General features: G+C 53.3%; 1 protein-coding gene and 1 pseudogene. One reads left to right on the top strand and one right to left on the bottom strand.

Annotation, left to right across the window (positions count from 1 at the left end):
- Window positions 1–165: 165 nt before the first annotated feature.
- A pseudogene (locus QD357_RS32145) lies at window positions 166–522 on the top strand (transposase); the annotation flags it as partial.
- A gap of 550 nt (window positions 523–1,072) precedes the next feature.
- Here the strand turns inward: QD357_RS32145 and QD357_RS32150 are convergent.
- On the bottom strand, window positions 1,073–1,592 hold a 520-nt coding region (locus QD357_RS32150), incomplete at its 5' end, for a TetR/AcrR family transcriptional regulator (RefSeq protein ID WP_414126055.1).

The following is a 1,592-nucleotide window of genomic DNA, read 5'->3' on the forward strand; positions in this document are numbered from 1 at the left end:
GTGGTTCAGGCTACTTTTGTGCCTGCTCGCAGCCATGCTTCTGGCATCTCTGCCGCGATCCCGGAACATCCCCACCTAAAAACCAGCCTAAACCCATAACCATGCCAACTGTCGACGCCGACAATCATGCGCCGCCACACCAAAATTGGCGTTCTTCACGGGCGACTAGTCAACACGATGCTGGACGCCGCTATCGAGACCGTTGCCAATGCCCAAGGCGGGACAATCGTCCATTCGKATCGTGGAGCGCACTACCGCTGGCCCGGCTGGCTCACTCGGATCAGCGATGCGAAGCTCATTCGTTMAATGTCCCGCAAGGGCTGCTCACAAGATAACGCCGCGTGCGAAGGCTTCTTCGGTCGATTKAAAACGGAACTCTTCTACCCGCGAGACTGGAAGACTATCACGATTGAGCAGTTCGTCCGCGAGGTTGATGGCTACATCCGATGGTACAATGAGAAGCGCATCAAATTATCACTAGGCTCACGCAGTCCGGTCGAGTATCGAGAAAGCCTTGGTCTAACAGTATATATTAGTCCAACTTTTTATCCGCATCCCCACCGGGTCAGTTCTCAGTGGCAATCAACATTCTGTCGATGAATTACATGCMGGCCCTGCACCCTTATATAGTTGCTTGCAAGCCAGCGCCGTAACGTATGTCTAAATTTTTCAACATTCAATGTGTTTTCTTGAACACCAAACGCAGATGCTATCTCTGCAGTGAAGCGCCTGTAGATAGGTTGAAGCCGTTGCTCCGTCTGCCGGCATGTAATGCAGCTCGGGTGCTGTCGCTGCACTAAGCCGCGAGCAGCGTCATCCTGCTTCACTAGGAAACGAAGTAGTAGCCAAGCACATGAAGCACGAGCTCATGCACTTAATTTCCGGCGCMGTGATTCTTACCGACACCGACGGCGAATCGATCCAGTCATGGATCCTCGCTCATTCTTCGTCCMGAAAGGGTCCGAACTGTCATGGGAAAACCGTGGAGCTGTTTTGAAGATTGCTTAGTATTCAGTAGTGAAACAGAGAGCGGTCAGATGCGCGCACTCGGGGTCCGATTTGACCAGTCAGTTTAGGCGGGCACAGGCGCTCTGAGGCCGGCAGTCAAGAATGCCGTTAGGTGTTTCAGCATATCGTCTTTGCCGACTACACCTAATTGGCCGTCGGTCAGATCGTTCAATCGGCCAAGATCGTTCAACATAAACAGATAAGTACCAACTAAGAAAGCCATGCGTAGGCTGATAATGTCCTTCGGTATGTCAGGAGTGAGGAGAGCTATTTCGCTAACAAATCGCTTAACGGATGAGTCGTAGACTTCACGGCGCAGGCGAAAGGAATGTTCGGCGGGTTCAGCGTGCAGACGCGCCTGCAATCTGACGAACGCGGCACCGGCAGGGCCGCTGTGTTTCATCTCCCATTGCGGTGCGAGATAAGCGAGCACGATTTTCTCCAGGTTCAAGCCCGTCGGACGGGCGAGCACCTCGTCAAGCAATACGTGTCGCCGACCCGACAGCAACGCGCCGCGCCGGCGATAAACCTCGTCGAACAGTTCTTCCTTGCTACCGAAATAGTACCTGATAAGTGCTTGGTTG

The sequence above is a fragment of the Rhizobium sp. BR 317 genome (assembly GCF_047445835.1).
Taxonomy (GTDB): domain Bacteria; phylum Pseudomonadota; class Alphaproteobacteria; order Rhizobiales; family Rhizobiaceae; genus Rhizobium; species Rhizobium paranaense.